Raw genomic sequence first — 14,581 nt, forward strand, 5'->3', positions numbered from 1 at the left:
CGCGTATCGACGATCGTTTCCCCGCCGAACGCATAATTGCACGGGGTGCGCAAAATTGCGCGACGGCTGCAAAGACTACAAGGAGGTGTCCGGACGGGCAAGTCGGGCGAGAACATTCTCCGCCGAGATCAGACACAGCGGCACCCCCACCCCGGGAACGGTGGACGCCCCGGCGTAGTACAGGCCGTCGACCTTGCGGGATTTGTTTCTCCCGCGCAGAAACGCCGACTGTCTCAGCGTGTGCGCGGGCCCGATCGACCCGCCGCTCCAGGCGTTGAAGTCGGCGGTGAAATCGGCGGGACCGCGGACATGCCGTTCCACCACCCGCTCGGAAAGGTCCGCAATCCCGGCTCGCTCGGCCACCAGCGCGACCGCCGCGTCGGCGACCTCCTCTACCTGCGAGAAGGCGGGATCGGCCTGCACGGGGACCAGGACAAACAGGTTCTCGCAGCCCTCAGGAGCCACAGAAGGGTCGGTGGCGGAGGGCTTGGACACGTAGATCGACCTGGACGCCCGGCCCCCGCCGAACACCGCGTCAAAGTCCGGGGTCCAGTCCTCGCTGAAGAACAGGTTGTGGTGCGCGAGCTCCGGCAACGCACCGCGCACGCCGAGCATGACCAGCACGGTCCCCAGGCCGGGGTCGCGCTTAGCGAACCACTTTTCGGGATAGGTGCGCAGCTCGGGCGGCAGCAGCCGGGTCTCCGTGTGGTGCAGGTCGGCGCAGCTGACCACGAGGTCCGCGCGCAGTTCGCCGCCGGGAATGCGCACGCCGACGGCTCGGCCGTGTTTGACGGTGATGGCTGAAACGGGCGTCGAGAAGCGAAATTCCGCGCCGTCGGCCAGGCGGTAGAGCGCTTCCATGACCGCGCGGAAGCCGCCGACGGGGTAGAAGACGCCCTGGGTGAGGTCGGTGTGGCTCATGAGGTGATAGAGCGCCGGGGCTGACTCCGGCCGGGTGGACAGGAAGACCGCGGGGTAGGAGAGGAGTTGGCGCAGGCGGGTGTCGTGAAAACGCTTCTCGACGTACCCCTCCAGCGACATCGTCAGCAGGCGCGCGAGTTTTCCCAGGTGGCAGAGGACGTCGCGGTGCAGGAAGGGGCGCGGGGAGGAGAAGGTGGTGTAGAGGAAGTGTCGCAACGCGGTGCGGTAGGTCAGCTCGGCGCTGTCCAGGTAGCGCTCCAGGCGGGCGCCCGCGCCGGGCTCGATGGACTCGAACAGCCGTGCCACGTTTTCCCGGCCGGCGGGGACGTCCACCGGCGAGTGTTGCTCGGGGAAGACGCGGTAGGCGGGGTCTTTCAGCTGGATGAGGTCGAGCTCGGCGGCCGTGGAGGTGCCCATGAGCTGGAAGAAACGGTCGAAGGCGTCGGGCATGAGGTACCAGGAGGGGCCGGTGTCCCAGCGGAAACCTCCTGAGCTCAGCGACCCCGCGCGGCCGCCGTAGTCGGCGTTCTTCTCCAGCACGGTGACCTGGCAACCCTCCCGGGCGAGTAGTCCGGCGGTGGCGAGGCCCGCGGCCCCGGCGCCGATGACAATCGCGGTGCGGGTCATGGGCGCAGGGCGCGGGCGGCGGCGCGGGTAGTGATGGCCAGCTTGCGACGCCGCGGCACGCTCACCCGGCCGGTATGGGGTCGTTCGAGCAGGTCGATGAGCTCGTCGAACAGGTCGGTAGCAGCGAGCACCCCAGCGCGGGCGCTGAGCGGAAGCAGCGTAATCGCCTGACGGGCGGCGGCGAGATCGGCGCGAGCTTCGGGGAGCAGGTCGCCGACCAGATAGGAGCGGCCACGTTCGGCGTCCTCGTCCCGGTCGCGCAGGAAGTTGATCTTCTGGAAAGCCGCGCCCAGGCGCTGGGCTGCGCTGTCCAGGGCGGGGCGGTCAGTGCGCGGCTGACCGGCGAGAAACACGTCCAGGCACAGGAGCCCGATGACCTCGGCGGAGCCGTAAACGTACTGGTCGAAGCTGGCTCGGTCGTGGGGGGTGGGATCGAGGTCGCGGCGCATGGAGGCGAAGAATGCCTCAAGGTGCTCGTCCTGAAAACCGCAGCGGCGCGCCGTGATGGCGAAGGCGTGGATCACTGGATCGGTGTGAAAAAGGTGCAGGTGGGCGGTGCGGATCTGGTGCTCATAGTCGTTGATAAGCGTCGGTGCCTCCGTGGAAGACGCGGCACCGTCGACGATCTCATCCGCGATCCGCACCACCGCGTAGAGATTGCGGATGTCAGTGCGCGCGGGCTCGGTGAGTAGGCGCGAGGCCAGCGAGAAGCTGGAGGAATACTGGGCGATGACCTGACGGGCCGCGTGATGGGCGGCCTGGCCGAAGTCCTCTATCGGTTCTGGCACAGCCTGAACTCTACCTCACCGGGGACAGCCCAACGCTGGACTGGGCGGAGACGTGGATGAGTTTGTCGTTGACGAACTCGCCGACTCCCCAGCGCTCCAGCTCACGGCCATAACCGGGGCGCCCGATGCCACCGAAGGGCAGGCCGGCGGCGGTGACCGAGACCTCGTTGAAGAAGCTCATGCCCGCTTTGAGCCTGCGGGCGACCTCATGGGTCTGGGCCAGGTCAGTGCCCCAGACCGACGCCGAGAGGCCGGAGTCGGAGTCGTTGGGGCCCACGGTCATATCAGTGATGATCTCGGTGAGTTTTCCATCGTCCGGTCATAGAAGGAGTGCAGAACGATGAGGGGCCCGCTTGCTTTGTAGGTAAGCCTGGCCTTAGTCTATTGGTGTTCTAATATCGCTGTTCGGCACACCCCCGTCCTCACCTTTGGAGATCCCCACATGCGCCTTCGCCGCATTCCGGCCACGATCGTCGCCGCCACCGTCCTCGTCACCGGGCTCACCGCCTGCTCCGAATCCGGCACCAGCTCCTCGGGAACCTCGGCAGCAGCCTCCTCCGAGAACTCCGACGCCATCACCATCACGCACGCCTTCGGCGAGACCGTCATCGAGGGCACCCCGGAGCGCGTGGCCACCGTCGGCTGGAGCAACCAGGAGACCCCGCTGGCCCTCGGCGTGGTGCCCGTCGGCATGGACAAGGCCACCTTTGGGGATGACGACGGCGACGGCATCCTTCCCTGGGTCAAGTACAAGATCGACGAGCTCGGTGGCGAGACCCCGGTTCTCTTCGACACCACCGACGCCATCCCCTACGAGGAGATCGCTGCCACCGAGCCCGACGTCATCCTCGCCGCTAACTCCGGCCTGACGCAGGAGCAGTACGACGAGCTCTCCAAGATCGCCCCGACGGTCGCCTACCCCAACGCCGCGTGGGGCACCTCGCTCGACGAGATGGTGGAGATGAACTCCACCGCGCTGGGTCAGGCCGACGAGGGCGAGAAGCTCTCCTCCGACCTGGACAAGGAGGTCGCCGACGCCATGGCCGCTCACCCCGACCTCGAGGGCAAGAAGGTCGCCTTCGCCTTCATCGAGCCGACCGACATGTCCAAGATCACCATCTACACCGACCACGACACCCGCCAGGATTTCCTGCTCGAGGCGGGTTTTGAGAACCCGACCGTGGTCACCGAGGAGTCCGCCAAGACTGATCAGTTCTTCGTCGAACTGTCCTCCGAGAACCCGGGGCGCTTCGACGACGTCGACCTCTTCATCGCCTACGGCTCGGACGACGACGCCGAGAACCAGAAGGCGCTCGAGGCCATGCAGGCCGACCCGCTGCTCAGCCGCATCCCCGCCATCAAGGAGGGCCACGTCGCGTTCCTCGGCACCGGCCCGCTCTCCGCGGCTGCCAGCCCGGCGCCGCTGGGGATCCCCTGGGGCATCGAGAAGTACCTCGACCGTCTGAACGACGCGCTCTAGAACAGGTGTCCACGCGTACCGACGCTCCGTCAGCCCCATCGACGAAGGCACGCCAGGCCTCCAGAACACTGTGGATCCTGGTCCTGCTGGCGTCGACTGCCGTGGCCGCCGTGTTCTCCGTGATGTTCGGCGTGCGCTCCATCGAGTGGTCGGACGCCTATGCGGCCCTGCTCGGGCACACCGACACCACGGAGCAGGCCGCCGCGGCCGCGCGCATCCCGCGCACCGTGCTGGCCATCCTCGTCGGCGCCTCGCTATCCCTGGCCGGCCTGGCCATGCAGGCGGTGACCCGTAACCCGCTCGCCGACCCGGGCATCTTCGGGGTGCTCTCCGGCGCGTCGCTGGCTGTGGTCGTGGGCATCGCCTTCTTCGGGCTGACCTCTGCGGTGCCCACGATGCTGCTCGCCGTTCTCGGCGCGGCTCTGGCCGCGGTGTTTGTCTACACCGTCGGCTCCCTCGGGCGCGGCGGGGCGACCCCGCTCAAGCTCGCCCTGGCCGGCGCCGCCACCTCCGCGGCCCTCGGGTCGCTGGTCAGCGCGGTGCTCCTGCCGCGCACGGACGTCCTGGACTCCTTCCGCTTCTGGCAGATCGGCGGCGTCGGCGGCGCGCAGTGGCACACCCTCGCCTACGGGGCCCCGGCCCTGGGGCTCGGCGCACTCATCTGCGTCGTCTCTGCGCGCGGCATGAACGCCCTGGCCCTCGGCGACGAGGTGGCCACCGGCCTCGGCGTCAACGTCCCGCTGACCAGGGGCGTCATTTCCATCGGCGCGGTGATCCTCTGCGGCGTATCGACGGCCCTTGCCGGCCCCATCGGCTTCGTCGGCCTCATCGTGCCCCACGCCCTGCGCCTGCTCTTCGGGCCGGACCACCGCTGGCTGGTTCCGGCCACCGCGATCGGCGGGGCCACGCTCATCCTGCTGGCTGACACCGCCGGCCGGGTGATCACCCGCCCCAGCGAGATCGCCGTGGGCATCATCATGCCGCTCATCGGCGCGCCGGTGTTCATCTGGATTGTCCGCCGGGCCAAGGTGCGTGAACTGTGAATACCCTCCGACAGGCCCGCGCCGCGCGCCGACGCCGCCGCGCCCTCGTCACCGCCGCGATGGCGGTCATCGTCGCCGCGCTCTATCTGTTCGCACTCATGTGGGGCGAGCACTTCTACGGCCCCGCCGCGCTCTTCGCCCTGCTCACCGGCGGCGACGCACCGGGCGGGGCGGAGTACGCCGTCACGGGGCTGCGCCTCCCGCGTGCCACCCTCGGCCTGCTCGTCGGCCTGGCGTTCGGGGCCGCGGGCGTGACCTTCCAGACCATGCTGCGCAACCAGCTCGCCTCACCGGATCTCATCGGTATCTCCGCCGGTGCGTCGGCAGCGGGAGTGATCGGGATTGTCATCTTCGACCTCAGCCAGGCGCAGGTCTCCCTGCTGGCGCTCGTCGCCGCGCTGGTGGTGGCGGTGCTCATCTACGCGTTGTCGGCCACCGGCGGTTTCTCCGGCACCCGGTTGATCCTCATCGGCATCGGCATCGCCGCCATGCTGCAGTCCGTGGTCACCTACGCCCTGTCTAAGGCGGATTCCTGGGATCTGCCCACCGCCACCCGCTGGCTGACGGGTTCACTCAACGGAGCGACGTGGGAGCGGGTGCTGCCGGTGGCCGTGGGCGTCGTCCTCGGCCTGCCGCTGCTGGTGCTGCTCACCCGCGAGCTGGAGGTCCTGCGCCTGGGTGACGACGCCGCCTCCGGTCTCGGCGTCCGGGTCCAGGGCGTGCGGGTCCTCGCCGTCATCGCCGCGGTCGGGCTCGTCGCCGTGGCCACCGCCGCCTGCGGGCCCATCGCCTTCGTCGCCTTCATGGCGGGCCCGATCGCCGCGCGCATCGTCGGCCCCGGCGGCGCGCTGCTCGTGCCCTCCGCCCTGGTCGGCGCCATCCTCGTTCTCGGCGGGGACCTCATCGGACAGTACTTCCTGGGCACGCGTTACCCCGTCGGTGTCGTCACCGGCGCCCTCGGTGCACCCTTCCTCATCTACCTGCTTACCAGGAGGCTCGCATGAGCGTCGACCACACCCTCGATATCCACGACCTGCACCTGGGATACGGCGAGCGACAGGTCGTCACCGGCCTGGACCTCACCATCGCGCCGGGCAGGATCACCTCGATCGTCGGGCCCAACGGCTGCGGCAAGTCCACGCTCCTGCGTGCCCTGTCCCGCCTGCTCAAACCCACCAGCGGGGAGGTGCTTCTCGACGCCCGCCCGCTGCACGAGCGCCCGTCCAAGGAGCTGGCCAGGATCGTCGGACTGCTCCCGCAGACCCCGGTCGCCCCGGAGGGCATCGTCGTCGCCGACCTCGTCGGCCGCGGCCGGCACCCGCACCAGGGATTCACCGGCCGCTGGTCCCCGCGCGACTACGAGGTCGTGGCCCGCTCCCTCGAGCTCACCCACACCACGGAGCTGGCCGAGCGCAGCATCGACGAGCTCTCCGGCGGACAGCGCCAGCGGGTGTGGATCGCCATGGCGCTGGCCCAGGAGACCGACATCCTGCTGCTCGACGAACCGACCACCTACCTCGACATCGCCAACCAGCTGGAGATCCTCGACCTGCTCATCGACCTCAACCGCGAGCACGGAACCACCATCGTCATGGTGCTGCACGACATCGGCCTGGCCGCCCGCTACTCCGATGAGCTGGTGGCCATCTCGAACGGGAAGCTCTACAGTGCGGGCGATCCCGCACAGGTGGTCACCGAGCAGACCATGTCCGACGTCTTCGGACTCGACTGCCGGGTCATCGAGGACCCCGTCTCCGGCTCCCCACTCGTGCTGCCCATCGGCCGCCACTTCGCGAAAGAACACTGATGCCCTTCACCCCCGTCACCGCCGTCGTCGAATCCGCCGAGCACCTCAGCCCCAACTTCCTCCGCGTCGTCTTCACCGGATCCGAGCTCGCTCGGGTGGGCTCCGACGCCCCCGCCTACGACCAGCGCATCAAGCTGATCTTCCCGGGTCCGAGCGGCCGTCTCCCGCAGGTCGCCGACCCGGCCAACTTCTACCCCTCCTGGCTGGAGCTTCCCGACGACGAGCGTGGCCACATGCGCACGTATTCCATCCGCTGGTGGGAGCTGGCACCGGGCTCCACACGCCTGGCCGTCGACTTCGTGCTGCACCTCGTGCCCGGGGAGACCGGCCCGGCCGCGACCTGGGCCGCCGCTGCGCAACCGGGCGACGAGGTGCTGCTCATCGCCCCGCTCCGGGATGAGGAGCCGATGGGCGGCATTGAGTTCCGCCCCGGCGCGGCGACGGACATCGTGCTGGTGGGCGACGAGACCGCGGCGCCGGCCATCGCCAGGATCCTCGAGGACCTGCGGGTGGCCGGATCCGACGTCACGGGCACCGCGTACATCGAGGTACCCGAGGCGGCCGATGCCCTGCCCATCGACGGCCCGGCGGGCGTCGAGGTGCGTTACTTCATCCGCGGCGAGCGGGAGTTCGGCGCCCAGCTGTGCGAGGCGGTGCTGGGAGACGCCGACGCCGAGCTCGTGGTGGACACCACGCCCGAGCTGGTGTGGGAAACCCCCGTCTTTTCCGGGTCGGGAGAGGAGATCGGGGAGGAGGCAGCAGAAATCCCCCGCTACTACTGGATAGCGGGGGAGAGCGGCCTGGTCACCGGCCTGCGCAGGTCGTTGACCAGGGACAAGGCGGTCGCCCGCTCCCAGGTGGCCTTCATGGGCTACTGGAAGCGCGGCGTCGCCATGCGTGCCTAGCTGTTGTCCTCGCGCCGAAGGGTCTCGTTGAACTCGCGCTCCACGCGTTCCTGCTCTAGGCGGAGCCGCTCGGCGGCCTGATCGGCGCCTTCCGAGGCCTCGGCGACGGCCTCCTGGCCACGGCGGTGCGACTCCAGCTGAGAGTCGATGGATCCCAGCAGCTCCTCGTCGCGCACGGCCGGGTACTCGGCCAGATCGCCGGCGGGTTTGTCCGTGGAGGTCTGGTAGACGAGCTTCGACTCCTGCTCACCGGAGTGCTCCTCCACGCGCGGGGGAGTCGTCGCCGGCTCCTCCTTCGTGCGCAGGAAGAGGAAGTAGTAGACGCCGGCGCCGATTGCGGCGAGCAGCGAGAGGAGGGCGGCGCCGATGCCCACACCGCGCAGACCCTTCTTCTGCTGGCGGCGACGTGCCTTCTTCTCGGCCTGCTTCCGGGCCTTTTCCGCGGCCTTCTGCACCTTGGCGGACTGCTTCTTCGTCCGGCGGAACAGCCCCTGGCGGGCTTCCTGCGCGGTCTCGGTCAGGCGGTCCTTGGCCTTCTCGAAGTCGAAGGCGTCCTCCGCGGCCAGGCGCTGGGCGAGTCGGGCCCGGCGGTTCTCCAGGCGCACGTGCGCCGCCTGCGTGACCGGGCCGGCCTCGGCGCGGGCTTCCCGGCGCTTCTCCGCCTCCTTGTCGGAGAGCTTCACCCGCTCCTTGCGGTCCAGGTTCTCCAGCTGCGTGCGCAGATCGGAAATGGAGGCAGAGGTGACACGGAGGTCGTCGTACCCGCCGGCCGGCTTCTTCCCGCCCTTGGAGAGCGTGCCACGGAGCTGGTTGACGATCTTCAGACCCTGCATGATCAGTAGGGGATTCATGGTGTGTGGAGCCCTTCATCTAAACGGAGAAGTTATATGCGTCTCCTTCCACTCTAGTGGGGTGGCGGGGATTGAGGCGGGCGAACGCCGACAGCGAACACGTGGCCATGCGGAGAGGAGTTTTCCTATACTCGTGGCCATGACCCAGAAGACAGCTACCGCAACTCTGCACACCAACCATGGCGACGTCGTCATCGACCTCTACGGCAACCACGCGCCGAAGACGGTCGAGAACTTCGTCGGCCTCGCCACCGGCGAGAAGGACTACTCCTCGGAGAACGCCCAGGGCAAAAACTCCGGCCCGTTCTACGACGGTTCGATCTTCCACCGCATCATCGACGGGTTCATGATCCAGGGCGGTGACCCCACCGGCACCGGCCGTGGCGGCCCGGGCTACCAGTTCGCCGACGAGTTCCACCCCGAGCTGCGCTTCGACCGCGCCTACCTGCTGGCCATGGCCAACGCCGGCCCGGGCACCAACGGCTCGCAGTTCTTCATCACCGCGGGCCCGACCCCGCACCTCAACAACGCCCACACCATCTTCGGTGAGGTCACCGACGAGGCGTCGCGCAAGGTCGTCGACGAGATCGCCCAGGTCCGCACCGGATCCATGGACCGTCCCGTCGAGGACGTCGTCATCGAGTCGGTCGAGATCTCCTAGTCTCCTGGACTCGCGGCCCGCTTTCCCCTCTCGGGGTGAGCGGGCTTTTGCCATTGCAGTAGAAGTAGGGGCTAGCGCCCCGGGAGAGGATGGGCCGCGATGCAGCAGTGGCTGGGAAAGTACCGTCGAGAAGCTCCCGTCACCCTCGGTGTCATTGTCGCGTGCCTGATCGTCTTCCTGCTCACCGGCGGGGCGCAGTCGCGCCTGGGCCGGGAACTGATCCTCTGGGGCCCGGCCGAGCAGCCGTGGCGCCTGGTCACGTCGGGTTTCCTGCACCTGGACATCACACACCTGGCCATCAACATGATCATGCTGCTGCTCATCGGCAGGGAGATCGAGAAGTTCACCGGGCCGCTGCTGTACGCGGGGATCTACCTCGCCGGGTTGCTGGGTTCCGCGGCCACGGTGCTGTGGATGAACCCGCTGACCCCCACGGCGGGGGCGAGCGGCGCGCTCTACGCCCTGCTGGCCGTGCTCATCGGCGTGACGGCCCGCCGGGGTGGGGATCTGCGTGCTCCGGTGGTGCTCGTGATGGCCAACGTGGCCTACTCCCTCCTGGTGCCGGGCATTAGTCTGTGGGGTCATCTCGGGGGTCTGGCGGTGGGTCTGTTCCTCGCGGGGCCGGTCACTTCGGGGGACCCGCGGGTGCGGTGGAGCGCGGTTCTGGGGGCCGTCGCGCTGAGTGCACTGCTCGGTCTAGTTTGCTCTGAAGAGGGTAATTTTATTCACCTGGTCGCATGCTAAAGCACGAGGTCAACGCGCGTAAAATGGGATGATCTTTCGAGGGTGATGAGAGATTTCGGGTTATGGGCCTACATTCAAAAACCAACGCAGAGCCCTGCACCCAAGTCCTGATCCCCGATTGATCGAAAAGGAACCTGATCGCCATGAGCGTCAGCTCGCAGGCTGCTCCGCGTCTATCCGCCTCCGCACCGGTGGACACCCAGGAGCAGACCGACACCCCCCACCCCACCTGGGACCGCCTCGCGCTCTCCTTCGAGGTCATCCCGCCGCGCATCAACCAGGCCGGCGACCGTGACAAACTCGACGCGCTGCTCGCCGAGGTGCAGACCTACCGCCCCGACTACGTCGCCGTCACCTCCTCCGCCCGCTCCGGGTGGCTGGACGGCACGGCCGCCGTCATCGAGTACATCACCGACAACTCCCGCCTGCGCCCGCTGGCGCACCTCGCCTGCACCGCGGGCACCGAGGAGGAGGTCGTGCGCGGCATCAACCAGCTGGTCGACGCCGGCGTGCGCGGCCTGCTGGCGCTGCGCGGTGACCTCCCGGCCGGGGAGCAATCGCTGCCCAGTGGCTACCTGCAGCACGCCACGGACCTCATCCGGGTGATCCGCGCCGTCGAGAAGCGACAGGCGGCGCGGTTCGCCGCCGGATCTCTCGCCGTGGGCGTGGCCTGTTACCCCTCCGGCCACGCCGAGGCAGCCAACGAGGACGAGGACTACGACGTCCTGCTGGCCAAGCAGCGCCTCGGGGCGGACTTCGCCATCACCCAGCTCTTCTTCGACGCCGACGACTACCTGCGTTTCGCCGAGAAGGCACGCCTGGCCGGCGTCACCATCCCGCTCATTCCGGGCATCATGCCCATGACTTCGGCCGCCAGGCTGGAACGCATGGGCAAGCTGGCCGGGTTGAGCGTGCCCGAGCACCTCCGCCGCCAGATGGCGGAGGCCGCCGAGAACGGACCCCTCGCCGAGCGAGAGGCCGGACTGGCGCTCACCGCCCAGCTGACCAGGGACATCCTGGCCGGCGGTGCGGGCGGGCTGCACGTGTACACGCACAACGACATGGACGTCACCCGCGACCTGCTCGACCAGGTCGGGGTCACGCCCGCCGCGCCACACCCCCGCAGAGCCTGAAAACTTCCCTTTCTCTGCGCTTCAACCGGGAGCCCCCGAGACCTGAGCGCACCAACTCAAAGGACTCACCATGTCTTCTTTCCCGCACGTCACCATCGAGGGCTACCCGCGCGTCGGCGCCAACCGAGAGCTGAAGAAAGCCCTCGAGTCCTACTGGGCCGGTCGCATCAGCGCCGACGACTTCACCAGCGCGGCCCACAGCCTGCGCGTGGACACCTACGCCCGCCTGCGCGACCTGGGCCTTTCCGAGGACTACGCCATCCCGGCCGACGTCGCCTACTACGACCAGGTGCTGGAGACCGCCCTGACCGTCGGCCTCATCGGCGGCGGCTCCGAGATCTCCCTCGACGAGGAGTTCGCGCTCGCCCGCGGCAACTCCGAGAAGGCCCCGCTCGAGATGACCAAGTGGTTCGACACCAACTACCACTACCTTGTACCCGAGGTCGGCACCGACGCCATCACGCCCCGCGCCGCCCGCATCCTGCGCATCGTCGAGGAGGCCCGCGACGCCGGTTACACCGTGCGCCCCTACCTCGTCGGACCCGTCACCCTGCTCGCCCTCGCCAAGGCCGCCGAGGGAGCCGGCGACCCGCTCGAGCGCCTGAGCGAGCTCACCGACGCCTACGCCGCCATCCTCACCGAGCTCGCCGAGGCCGGCATCGACTGGATCCAGCTCTCCGAGCCCGCCCTGGTCGCCGACCTCGGCCCGGGCGACGCCCGCCTCGCCGAGCTCGCCCGCGAGACCTACACCCGCCTGCTCGAGCCCGCCGTCGGTGAGTCCCGCCCCAACATCCTGGTCAGCACTCCCTACGGCTCCCTGCGCGCCGGGCTGGATGTCCTCGCCGCCGCCGCGCCCGAGGCCCTGCACGTCGACCTCGCCCCGGCCACCCTGGTCCTCGACTCCGACTACCCCCAGCGCGTCGCCGCGGCCGTCCCGGCCGACACCCAGCTGGTCGCCGGGCTTATCGACGGACGAAACGTCTGGGCCGCCGACCTCGCCGAGCGCTCCGAGGTGCTGTCCAGCCTCGGCGACCGCGAGGTCTCCGTCTCCACCTCGGTCTCCCTCCAGCACGTCCCGCACACCGTCGCCGCCGAGACTGACCTGCCCGTGGACGTCGTGTCCTGGCTGGCCTTCGCGGACGAGAAGATCGCCGAGGCCGCGGCCCTGGCGGGCGGCGACGAGGAGGCCGCGGCGCGCTCGGAGCGTGCCGTGCGCACCCGCCGCGAATCCGCCCGCACCCGCGTCGAGGCCGTGCAGAACCGCACCGCCGCGCTTCCCGACGGCGAGGTCGCGCGCACCCCGGACTTCGCCGGCCGCCAGGAGGCCCAGAAGGCGCTCGGCCTGCCGACGCTGCCGACCACCACCATCGGTTCCTTCCCCCAGACCACGGAGATCCGCAAGGCACGTGCCGACCACCGCTCCGGTGCACTCACCGACGAGCAGTACACCGAGGCCCTTCGCCAGGAGGTCGCCGACGTGATCACCCTGCAGGAGGAGCTCGGCATCGACGTCCTCGTGCACGGCGAGCCCGAGCGCAACGACATGGTGCAGTACTTCGCGGAACTGCTCGACGGGTTCGTGGTCACGCAGAACGGCTGGGTCCAGTCCTACGGCTCCCGCTGCACCCGCCCGCCGATCGTCGTCGGCGACGTCTCCCGCCCCGAGGCCATGACAGTGGAGTGGGCGCGCTACGCGCAGTCCCTCTCCGACCGCCCGGTCAAGGGCATGCTCACCGGACCGGTGACCATCCTCGCGTGGTCCTTCGTGCGTGACGACGTCCCCCTCGCAGTCTCCGCGGATCAGATCGCCCTGGCGCTTGCCGACGAGGTCAACGACCTCGCCGAGGCCGGCATCTCCATCATCCAGATCGACGAGCCCGCCCTGCGCGAGCTGCTGCCGCTGCGCGAGGACGACCGCCCCGCCTACCTCGACTGGTCCATCCGTTCCTTCCGCCTCGTCGCCCTGGACGCGAAGCCGGAGACGCAGATCCACACCCACCTCTGCTACTCGGAGTTCGGCCAGATCATCGACGCCGTCGCCGCCCTGGACGCCGACGTCACCTCCATCGAGGCGGCCCGCTCGCGCATGGAGCTGCTCGTGGACCTCAACGAGAACTTCCACTCGGAGATCGGCCCGGGCATCTGGGACATCCACTCCCCGCGAGTCCCGTCCGTGGAGGAGCTCACCTCGCTCATCGAGGCTGCGCTCACCCATGTTCCGGCCGAGCGGCTGTGGATCAACCCGGACTGCGGGCTGAAGACGCGTGGTTACGAGGAGACGAAGGCCAGCCTGGAGAACATGGTGGAGGCGCGTCGTAACGTGCTCGCCGCCCACGGCTGGGGATAACCGGTGGACAAATCGGGGCAGTTATACACCGCCCCGAGTTATGCACAGGAGTTATCCACAGTGTGGATAAACACATTCGTGTAATTATCCGTACACAATAGCGTTCGAACAGCTGCGACCAGGCTATACGGGCGTTCAGGGTGGTGCGGTTCGAAAAGTCACTACCCCGGGCTGACCGGGGAACACGGTTGTCCACAGGCTGGGGAGGCGGCTGCGACACGCCGTCGTCCACAGACCTGTCCCCAGGTTGTGGATAACTCCGCGGCTGTTAAAAGTTGTGGAACTGCTGCACCACCACGGGCTGACCGGCGAACTTGCCGGACTGCATGATGGCGGATCCGTGACCGACCCGGACGGCGTTCGCGCCCAACATGTTGGCGTTGTGGCCCGGGGAATTGCGCCAGAGTCCGAACGCCTGCGACGGGTTGCCGGTGGTGATGGCGATGTTCTCGGACAGGCAGGAGCCGTTCTGGCACGTCATCTCACCGTGCTCGAACTTGCCGGTGCGGGCGAGGTAGTCCGCCCATTCCTGGGCGCTGGCGTCGAGAGCCGCAGAGCGCTGGACTGGCGGCAGGTTGTTGGCGGCGCGGTGGGCGTTGACCTGCGCGGTGAGGTCCGCGCTGTAGTCCGCCTGGGTGCCCGTGCCCGGCTACGAGGGCGCCGGCTGGGTGCCCAAGCCGGACAGGAACGAGGAGCTGAGCTGGGAGGAGAGATCCTGGGCCTGCGCGGGGGCGTCGCCGATGGTGGCGGTGGCGGCGGCAACTGCGAAGGTGGCGCCGATCAGGCGTCGGGAAACCCGGTTCATGGTAAACATCCTTAATGTCTGGGAGGGGTACCTACCTGTCTGAGCCTAAAGCGCGCCGCGCTGCAGATGGTGCCGGACGGGGACCAGTACCCGTGCGGCCGTGGGCACGACGAAGCCCGGCACCCCTGGGAGGGAGTACCGGGCTTTGTCGGCTTGGTCGGCTGGGCGGCTAGCGCCAGCCCATGCTCATGAGCAGGCCCACGACCAGCAGGCTGAAACCGATGGCGTAGTTCCATGGGCCGAGCTCGACCATGAACGGGATGTAGCTGGCGGCGAGGTAGAACACGACGATCCAGGCCAGGCCGAGCAGCATGAGCCCGAACATGATGACCTTGTACCAGGTCGGGGTGCCGCCGGTGTTGATCTTCACCGGGGTCCGGCTGACCGACGGGCTCGTGGTGGGCACCGAATTGTCCGTGACCTTTGCCTTAGGCATGAGACGAAACCTTCTTCGTTGGGTGGTAGTTGA

The 14,581-nt window shown here is 68.6% G+C and carries 15 protein-coding genes and 1 pseudogene; 9 read left to right on the top strand and 7 right to left on the bottom strand.

All coding sequences use genetic code 11. The annotated features are described in order from the left end of the window. Positions 1-75: 75 nt before the first annotated feature. The 3 genes and pseudogenes from crtI to CDOO_RS00135 form a co-directional block, all read right to left on the bottom strand. Positions 76-1,548: a phytoene desaturase family protein gene (crtI, locus tag CDOO_RS00125; RefSeq protein WP_018022352.1), complete on the bottom strand. Its 1,473-nt coding sequence runs from the start codon at positions 1,546-1,548 to the stop codon at positions 76-78. After that, a complete protein-coding gene (locus CDOO_RS00130; protein ID WP_018022351.1) occupies positions 1,545-2,336 on the bottom strand; it encodes a phytoene/squalene synthase family protein in 792 nt (263 codons plus the stop codon). Before CDOO_RS00130 ends, crtI begins: the two co-directional genes overlap by 4 nt. Before the next feature lie 10 nt (positions 2,337-2,346). Continuing rightward, positions 2,347-2,604 (bottom strand): annotated as a pseudogene (locus CDOO_RS00135) (aldehyde dehydrogenase family protein); the annotation flags it as partial. Positions 2,605-2,778: 174 nt separating this feature from the next. On the opposite strand from CDOO_RS00135, the gene CDOO_RS00140 reads away from it, so the two are divergent. The 5 genes from CDOO_RS00140 to CDOO_RS00160 all read left to right on the top strand — a co-directional run bounded on the left by CDOO_RS00140 (position 2,779) and on the right by CDOO_RS00160 (position 7,571). Next, positions 2,779-3,816 (top strand): iron-siderophore ABC transporter substrate-binding protein, encoded by a 1,038-nt coding sequence (locus tag CDOO_RS00140; RefSeq protein WP_018022349.1) that lies wholly within the window; start codon positions 2,779-2,781, stop codon positions 3,814-3,816. A gap of 122 nt (positions 3,817-3,938) precedes the next feature. Continuing rightward, positions 3,939-4,859 carry a FecCD family ABC transporter permease gene (locus CDOO_RS00145; RefSeq protein WP_155861363.1) on the top strand — a complete coding sequence of 307 codons (921 nt, stop codon included), beginning with the start codon at positions 3,939-3,941 and terminating at the stop codon, positions 4,857-4,859. Then, on the top strand, positions 4,856-5,863 hold the full coding sequence (locus CDOO_RS00150) for a FecCD family ABC transporter permease (protein ID WP_018022347.1): 1,008 nt from the start codon (positions 4,856-4,858) through the stop codon (positions 5,861-5,863). Before CDOO_RS00145 ends, CDOO_RS00150 begins: the two co-directional genes overlap by 4 nt. Beyond that, positions 5,860-6,666: an ABC transporter ATP-binding protein gene (locus tag CDOO_RS00155; protein ID WP_018022346.1), complete on the top strand. Its 807-nt coding sequence runs from the start codon at positions 5,860-5,862 to the stop codon at positions 6,664-6,666. Before CDOO_RS00150 ends, CDOO_RS00155 begins: the two co-directional genes overlap by 4 nt. Then, the gene (locus CDOO_RS00160) at positions 6,666-7,571 is read left to right on the top strand and encodes a siderophore-interacting protein (protein ID WP_018022345.1); all 906 of its coding nucleotides are present in this window, start codon (positions 6,666-6,668) and stop codon (positions 7,569-7,571) included. The genes CDOO_RS00155 and CDOO_RS00160 overlap by 1 nt, the downstream gene beginning before the upstream one ends. Here CDOO_RS00160 and CDOO_RS00165 read toward each other — a convergent pair. Next, positions 7,568-8,422, bottom strand: coding sequence for a hypothetical protein (locus CDOO_RS00165; protein WP_018022344.1), 855 nt, complete (start codon positions 8,420-8,422; stop codon positions 7,568-7,570). The two genes, CDOO_RS00160 and CDOO_RS00165, sit on opposite strands and share 4 nt — an antisense overlap. 139 nt (positions 8,423-8,561) lie before the next feature. On the opposite strand from CDOO_RS00165, the gene CDOO_RS00170 reads away from it, so the two are divergent. From CDOO_RS00170 to metE, 4 genes are all read left to right on the top strand, one after another. After that, a complete protein-coding gene (locus CDOO_RS00170; protein WP_018022343.1) occupies positions 8,562-9,083 on the top strand; it encodes a peptidylprolyl isomerase in 522 nt (173 codons plus the stop codon). Between the two features lie 99 nt (positions 9,084-9,182). Then, positions 9,183-9,827 (top strand): rhomboid family intramembrane serine protease, encoded by a 645-nt coding sequence (locus CDOO_RS00175; RefSeq protein ID WP_018022342.1) that lies wholly within the window; start codon positions 9,183-9,185, stop codon positions 9,825-9,827. A 143-nt stretch (positions 9,828-9,970) separates the two neighbouring features. Next, entirely contained in the window at positions 9,971-10,960 is a 990-nt protein-coding gene (locus tag CDOO_RS00180) for a methylenetetrahydrofolate reductase (RefSeq protein WP_018022341.1), read from the top strand. Between the two features lie 70 nt (positions 10,961-11,030). Next, entirely contained in the window at positions 11,031-13,307 is a 2,277-nt protein-coding gene (gene metE, locus CDOO_RS00185; RefSeq protein ID WP_018022340.1) for a 5-methyltetrahydropteroyltriglutamate--homocysteine S-methyltransferase, read from the top strand. A gap of 268 nt (positions 13,308-13,575) precedes the next feature. Here the strand turns inward: metE and CDOO_RS00190 are convergent, their stop codons facing one another. The 3 genes from CDOO_RS00190 to crgA form a co-directional block, all read right to left on the bottom strand. Then, positions 13,576-13,881, bottom strand: a complete 306-nt coding sequence (locus tag CDOO_RS00190; RefSeq protein ID WP_081610370.1) for a CAP domain-containing protein — start codon at positions 13,879-13,881, stop codon at positions 13,576-13,578. 75 nt (positions 13,882-13,956) lie between these two features. Then, positions 13,957-14,112, bottom strand: coding sequence for a hypothetical protein (locus CDOO_RS13755; RefSeq protein WP_018022338.1), 156 nt, complete (start codon positions 14,110-14,112; stop codon positions 13,957-13,959). Positions 14,113-14,281: 169 nt separating this feature from the next. Continuing rightward, a complete protein-coding gene (gene crgA, locus CDOO_RS00195; protein WP_018022337.1) occupies positions 14,282-14,548 on the bottom strand; it encodes a cell division protein CrgA in 267 nt (88 codons plus the stop codon). Positions 14,549-14,581 lie beyond the last annotated feature (33 nt).

It is taken from the genome of Corynebacterium doosanense CAU 212 = DSM 45436, from assembly GCF_000767055.1.
Classification (GTDB): Bacteria; Actinomycetota; Actinomycetes; order Mycobacteriales; family Mycobacteriaceae; genus Corynebacterium; species Corynebacterium doosanense.